Source organism: Alicyclobacillus contaminans DSM 17975 (genome assembly GCF_000429525.1).
GTDB classification, from domain to species: Bacteria; Bacillota; Bacilli; order Alicyclobacillales; family Alicyclobacillaceae; genus Alicyclobacillus_A; species Alicyclobacillus_A contaminans.
In genome coordinates this window covers 1-6,365 of the sequence record NZ_AUCA01000078.1, presented here as the reverse complement: position 1 = coordinate 6,365, position 6,365 = coordinate 1, and the positions used below count along the sequence as shown (strand labels likewise).

8 protein-coding genes are annotated in these 6,365 nt (G+C 54.0%); 4 read left to right on the top strand and 4 right to left on the bottom strand.

Annotated elements, in window-relative coordinates; genetic code table 11:
* The 4 genes from G463_RS21140 to G463_RS0116755 all read left to right on the top strand — a co-directional run.
* The coding region (locus G463_RS21140; RefSeq protein WP_035487915.1) for an integrase core domain-containing protein at nt 1-326 on the top strand (326 nt) is incomplete at its 5' end.
* Nucleotides 327-392: 66 nt separating this feature from the next.
* A complete protein-coding gene (locus G463_RS24145) occupies nt 393-698 on the top strand; it encodes an AbrB/MazE/SpoVT family DNA-binding domain-containing protein (protein ID WP_156900280.1) in 306 nt (101 codons plus the stop codon).
* A gap of 2 nt (nt 699-700) precedes the next feature.
* Nucleotides 701-1,126: a type II toxin-antitoxin system VapC family toxin gene (locus G463_RS21130; protein WP_051322404.1), complete on the top strand. Its 426-nt coding sequence runs from the start codon at nt 701-703 to the stop codon at nt 1,124-1,126.
* Between the two features lie 18 nt (nt 1,127-1,144).
* Entirely contained in the window at nt 1,145-2,134 is a 990-nt protein-coding gene (locus G463_RS0116755; RefSeq protein ID WP_051322403.1) for a site-specific integrase, read from the top strand.
* A 511-nt stretch (nt 2,135-2,645) separates the two neighbouring features.
* On the opposite strand, the gene G463_RS0116750 is transcribed toward G463_RS0116755, so the two are convergent.
* From G463_RS0116750 to G463_RS21120, 4 genes are all read right to left on the bottom strand, one after another.
* Complete coding sequence (locus G463_RS0116750; RefSeq protein ID WP_026976059.1) at nt 2,646-3,650, bottom strand: phosphotransferase family protein; 1,005 nt, start codon at nt 3,648-3,650, stop codon at nt 2,646-2,648.
* 58 nt (nt 3,651-3,708) lie between these two features.
* Nucleotides 3,709-4,620 (bottom strand): phosphotransferase, encoded by a 912-nt coding sequence (locus tag G463_RS21125; protein ID WP_169725502.1) that lies wholly within the window; start codon nt 4,618-4,620, stop codon nt 3,709-3,711.
* 60 nt (nt 4,621-4,680) lie between these two features.
* A complete protein-coding gene (locus tag G463_RS0116740; protein ID WP_026976058.1) occupies nt 4,681-5,853 on the bottom strand; it encodes an MFS transporter in 1,173 nt (390 codons plus the stop codon).
* 269 nt (nt 5,854-6,122) lie between these two features.
* On the bottom strand, nt 6,123-6,365 hold a 243-nt coding region (locus tag G463_RS21120), incomplete at its 5' end, for a transposase (protein ID WP_035487903.1).

Genomic DNA, 6,365 nt, shown 5'->3' with positions numbered 1-6,365 from the left:
TGAAGGCTGTGGATATGGCACTGAACTATCGCTTCCCGAACGGCGTTCAAGGTGCCGGTTTGACATTGCGAACCGACAATGGCTGCCAGATGACGAGTCGACGGTTCATTCAAGCGATGAAGGCCTGCCAAATCAACCACGAGCGGACGGGTTACAACAACCCCGATGCTGACGGATACATCGAGCGATTCTTCCGGTCGCTGAAGGAGGAGGAGGTCTGGCTGCAAGAATACAGCAGCTTTACCGAGGCGAAAGCGGCGATCGAGTCATACATTCACTTTTACAACACGGACCGACCTCATTCCGCACTAGGTTATCGGACGTAATGAGCTAGACTGCATTTGCGTAGGATTTCACATGGACTGTCCGACGGTGTATATAATAGTAGTACTATGAATCGATCCAGAAACGGAGTGAACCATATGATACATATCAGCACGATTACGTCTAAGTATCAAGTGACCATACCATTGGAGATTCGCCAGAAAGAAGGCCTAAAAATCGGAGATAAGGTGATGTTTCAGTACACAGACGAAGGAGACATCATAGTACGGCCTTTACGGAAAAAGTGTGCGCGGGAGTTGGCGGGTTATTTGCATAAGGAAGATACGCAATATCTCCCTTTTAGGGAAGCTCGTCAGATAACGCAAGATTCATCCGCTGCGCGTGTATCTAGTAAGGAGAGTGGCGAAGTGTGAGAATGCTATTTCCAGATGCGAACATCATTCTTCGATTTCTCCTGGGAGACCACAGAGACATGCATGAGGCAGCCATGCGTGTGTTTGAGCAAGCAGAGCAAGGAGAATTTGTTCTCTACCTGGACACCTTGGTGCTCGCGGAATGTGTCCACACTCTCACGGGACCGGCGTACCGCCGAGATCGTGCAGATGTCGCTCGAGCGCTGGCGGAGGTCTTGCTGCTCGAAGGGGTGACATGCGAAGACAAAGACAGACTGACAGAGGCACTAACGCTGTTCGCCGAGCGAGGAATCAACTTCGTCGACGCATATTTAGTTTGCCGCAGTCGGGATGCCGGCGCAGGCGTGGTGTCTGTCAACGGCGATTTGGTACGGCTCGGTACCGCCGTGCACGTACCAGCGTACAAGGACGAATGCAAGCAAATTTGACGGCAAAGGGGGCGAACCATGAAACACTCGGATAGCGAATGGCTGTTGCAACCACCACAACCCACATCTTTGTCCAACACACAGATGGAACAGTTGGTAACGCGGGCCAATGCGTATGTTCTGCGATCCAAAGCCAGAAACACCATCCGCGCGTACCAATCCGATTGGCAAGCGTTTTCCGGATGGTGCGAGGCACGAGGACTCTGCCCTTTGCCAGCAGAACCGACCACATTGGCGCTGTATTTGTCATACATGGCGGACCAGGGACGTAGAGCCAGCACCATTGGCAGACACATGATTTCCATTGGATTGGCGCACAAAGCCAAAGGCCATCCGTCACCGCTGACGAATGAAACGGTGAAGTCTGTGTGGCGTGGGATCCGCAATACCATTGGCGTGGCGCCGAATGCCAAATTGCCGGTATTGGTGGAAGACCTGCGCAGGATGCTGAACCAAGCTCCGGACGACCTGCTTGGACTACGTGACCGGGCTCTGCTGCTGATAGGGTTCACGGGGGCATTTCGGCGTTCCGAGTTGGTGTCGTTGGACGTGGAGGACGTCGAATTCACCCGGGCGGGACTGGTCATCACCCTCCGCAAGAGTAAGACCGACCAGGAGGGCACGGGCAGAAAAGTCGGTATTCCTTACGGATCATACTTGGAGACATGTCCCGTGCGGACGTTACAGGCCTGGTTGGAGGAAGCTCATCTAACTTCTGGGCCCCTGTTTCGGAGGGTTACGAAGCATCGGCGGGTGGGAAGCGCGCGACTGTCGGATAAAACTGTGGCGCGCATTGTCAAGAAATATGTCGCCCAAATTGGATTGAATCCGCACCAGTATTCGGGTCATAGTCTTCGCGCCGGATTGGCCACGTCCGCAGCCATGGCGGGTGTATCCGAGCGGGACATCATGGCGCAGACTGGGCACAAAAGCGTGCTGATGGTGCGCAGATACATTCGTGACGGGAATTTGTTTCGTTCGAATGCTGCTGCACGCATTGGGTTATAGGTACATTGTTCGCAGGTACAAGGAGGCCGTTTTTCGTTCTATTTTCGAGCATTCTCCAAGAAACAGAACATGGTGAGACCCAACCCTGATTGAAGAAGTCTCACCATTTACGAATTACGAAAAGAATGATCTTCACGTGTACGACGCTCACACAAAAAAGCGTCAAGTGCACGATAACACGCACGAACGAGCCTACGCAAGGCAAAATCACGTGACATCATTTTCATGCCCCCATGTCGACACTACGACGAAGGGAATGTGATTCATGAACGCCGCTAATCTGCAGTCAACAAGTTGCCAAATTATGCGGGCAGGCAGAAAGCCGGAAAAACATGCGATGGGCATACCGGAAACCACAGAAACTACGTGTATCGGGCAAAAACGCATTGTGGACCAAAATCGAATGTCCGATAATATATATTATGTTAACTTTTTTGTTCGACGTTAGGTTTCGCCATTGATCCGGAAATTTCCTTCTGGAAACTGACTCAAAGATTACTCGGACACGCTCCTAGACGTGTGCGGATATGTCTATGAAAGGCTTTGCCCAATCGGAGAAGGAAAGGTGCGTATCCCAGGTGACCTGATTTATCGCCCAAGCGCATCCCCAGTCCAGAACACGTTGATGCAGCATATGGACGGTAAAACGTTCGATAAAGCCGTCCCGCTCGGTGGAGTGGCTGAGGTATACGGACAGAAAGCGTTTTGCCAAGTCCACTTCTCCACTGTCCAGATACGTTGCGGTCATTCTGGGGAGGTCTGCAATCGGATCTCCGAAATAGGCGGTCGTAAAGTCGAAGACTCCGCTGACGTGCCAGCCATCGGCATCGTGTTCCAGCAGGAAATTATCGGGTTTGAAATCACCCATCACAAAGCTGGAGGAGGTCAAGTTTTCAAATGCCTGTTCCGCCTTTTCCAGTATGCCCTCGACCCATTTCACATCTTTGGGACTGATTTGTGAATACTTCCGCGCGTCTTCAAGCCAATATCGTATTCGGCGGTACAGCCACACTTTATACGAACTTTGAAAGGGGCGCACAACTTCACGACGTGGATCAAATTCGCCAAATTCGCGGGTTTGCCAGGTGTGCATTTCAGCCAAGGTTTCAGCGAGTGATTCTGCAATGCGCATTCTGTCCGCCGTGCTCAGCTTAGCCTGAAGCTCAGGTGCGTGAAGATGCGCGCCAGGAAGTCGCGGCATGAGAGAATAGCTCCATCCGAAAATGTCGGTTGATTCATCAACCAGGTACGGCGTTGGTACGGGGACGTGGGTTCGTTCGTGAAGGTTCTGCACGAAGAATTTCTCTTCTATGAATTGCCCCTCGAAGAGTGGGTTGCCTTTCAGAACGAACTCTCCACCTGTTGACGAGACAAACAGGGTCTGCCCCATTACGCCGTGGTTGGGTTTTTCTGACGATATGAGACGACCCAAATGGAACCGATCCAGCATTCTCTGCAGCTGCTCCGTCGTAGCTCTGGCAATCTGATTCGACGCAAAGAATATTTTGGTGGTCAAGGTGCCCCTCCCCCCCCCTCTGTGAATCGTGGATGAGATCAAATGACCCTGGCATGACTCACACGTCGTACATAAAATCCAGCGCGGTCCTGGCCGCAAGCAGCTGTCGTTCATCGCCGATGTCGTGCGCGTACACAAGCAGATACAGGTTCGTGTACGCGGCCCGAAACTTGGCGAGCCAGATGGTTTCGTCGTCCACAGGTCCGTATCGCGCATAGAACCGTCGACGACCTTCCTCGGGCAGATAGCCGTACACGATGGCCAGGTCCACCGCGGCGTGTCCGAGATGAACATCTCCCCAGTCGATGACACCGGTCAGCCTTCCAGTGTCGTCGACGAGGAAATTGCGAAAGTTCAAATCCCCATGGACCACGACGGTTCGTGGTGAAATCTTGGTTGGGGAGTTTTGAATCATTTCTTCAAATGGTCGCGGTTCCTCAATCAGCTTCGACGAAACTGCATCGTGGAGATAGCGTCGGAGCATGGGAATTCGTTTCTCCAGATTCAACCGACCAATGATATCGTCGGGCAACCCGGTCTGACTCATCTCCTTGATCGCCAAACCATGTAGGGCTGCGAGAAAGTCGGCCAGGTCCTCCGCGGCCGCAGCACGTTTGGATGGGTCAAAGTCGACGAGGTGCGGGGGTTGGCCCGGCAGCATGACATAGCCGGCGAACGGATAAGGATACACTGGACTCGGACGGCCAAGCCATGCGGGCGCGGACGTTGCGACGGGAATGTGTCTCGCAAGCTCGGGAAGAACCTCAATCTCCGTTTCCATGCACGGCACAGCGGCCTTTCGACGCGGAAAACGAAAGATGTATCGCTCGTTGACACAGAACACCGCATTGTCCCACCCTGCGGCTATGAATCGAACGGTGTCCGGGCGCAGCTCCGGAAATTGTTTCTCGAGGAGGGCACGGATAAGGGGTTGAGTGATCTGCACATCGGCTTCCCACGGCTGGTTCACGCGGTCTGGTCCCTCCCGTTCTTCCGCGTTGGACAAATGATTGTGCACTGCTCCACACGGTCATTTGGCGATAATGGATGAGTGGTCCCGTGTTTCGGTCTTTCTCCACCATCTATAAAAATACGCCGACAAAAAGAGCATGACCAGCCCTGCCAGCCAGAATGGCCCGGAGTATCCGATATACTGCCAGGAGAGGGCACCCAGCAAGGGGCCCAGGGCGGTGCCGGAATCTTCGATGGCGGTGAACAGCCCCACGGCGCGCGAATGCAGACGGTGCGGGAGCGCATTCATGAACAAGGCGTTCCACGTCGGGAAGATGGCGCCGAACCCGGTTCCAAACAGGGCCGCAGGAATGATGGCCTGCTTCCAGGACTGACTGAGCGCCAGCGCCATCACGCTCAGGGCACAGGCCAGGAAAGCGAAGGTGAGCATCGGCAACTGCCCCAGCTTGTCCGACACCTTGCCGAATGGAATGAGCAGCACCACGGTAATGGTTCCAATGCCAAGCAGGAGCAGGGCGTATTCCCAGGGGTACAAGTGCAACGATCGAACGCCGAACAGTGCGAGAAACGGCGTGATGGTACCGATGACCAACGTTTGCAGCAGCATGGGAATGAAAAAAGGCTTCAATTTGCGCGACAGGATACTGGCCAGTTGAAGTTCTCGCCGCCAGGACGGTGCATGAACCTCGCGCACGGGCCGAATCAACAGGGCGCAAACCAGCACGAGAATCACAGCCAATGGGAGTACCACGAAGATGCTGTGGCGGAGATGCAGAAGTACATTGGGGAGAAACATCCCCACCCCCGTTCCGGACATCCAGGGGACGAACGCCTTGGCCAGAGACTCTCCCTTCCCCTCTTCAGACGCCCGGGCATAGTGTGAAAGCGCCGCGGGCCAAATGGAGGCTGCGCCGGCGCCATAGAGGACGGAAAACAGCCACAGTGATACGGCATCGTGGGTCCACAACAAAGCGAGCACGCACAGACCGGACAGCGCAGAACCAAGGCTGACCATCCAACGTGCGTATCCCCTCGCGGCGGCAAATCCGTACAGCAATTTGGTGGTCGCGTCTGCGATAAATTGACAACTCGTGCAGAATCCAATCCACCAGATGGGCATGGTATGTATTCGATGCGGCATGACGAGCGGAATCCATACATAATACAGAGCCGCTCGAAGAAATTCGTTGCAGAACAACGCGCAGGTCCACGTCCAAGCTCGTTGCTTCATGGCCTTCCCCCAAACGAACAGTCGAATGTATCACAGTGTGGTACGCACTCCGCTCCCATCGGCTGCGTCCAGCGCGATGCGTACCCGACTATTAAATGACGATTGGATTAGGATTTGATGAAATCCAATCCGCTCGCTCCAACGGACACATCTAGCCTGCGCAATTTCCGAATTCAACATGTCCTGTCAACTATTTTGTATGGCATCTGATCAAGTCCGAGATTGTGTGTAAAATCCCGTCTCTGGTAGACGTCACAAAATGTTCACAGTCAGGCGTTTAGGATATGGAGCTTAGCTTGTTGGCCTGATTCTTGCTGCTGTTTCTTCCACTGCCAGTACTCGTCCATATTCAGGTAACGGTGTCCCGTGGTCCAGGCTTCGTCGATTTCCATCAGCAGCGCCCCCAACAGCCGGATAGCGGATTCTCGGTTCGGAAAGATGCGAATCACCCGTTCTCTGCGCCGGATTTCTTCGTTCAGCCGCTCCACACCATTCGTCGTCCGCAGCCGGCG

Coding starts and splice junctions, on each gene's coding strand:
- G463_RS24145 (WP_156900280.1), top strand. CDS start 393: ATGAATCGATCCAGAAACGGAGTGAACCATATGATACATATCAGCACG.
- G463_RS21130 (WP_051322404.1), top strand. CDS start 701: ATGCTATTTCCAGATGCGAACATCATTCTTCGATTTCTCCTGGGAGAC.
- G463_RS0116755 (WP_051322403.1), top strand. CDS start 1,145: ATGAAACACTCGGATAGCGAATGGCTGTTGCAACCACCACAACCCACA.
- G463_RS0116740 (WP_026976058.1), bottom strand. CDS start 5,853: ATGAAGCAACGAGCTTGGACGTGGACCTGCGCGTTGTTCTGCAACGAA.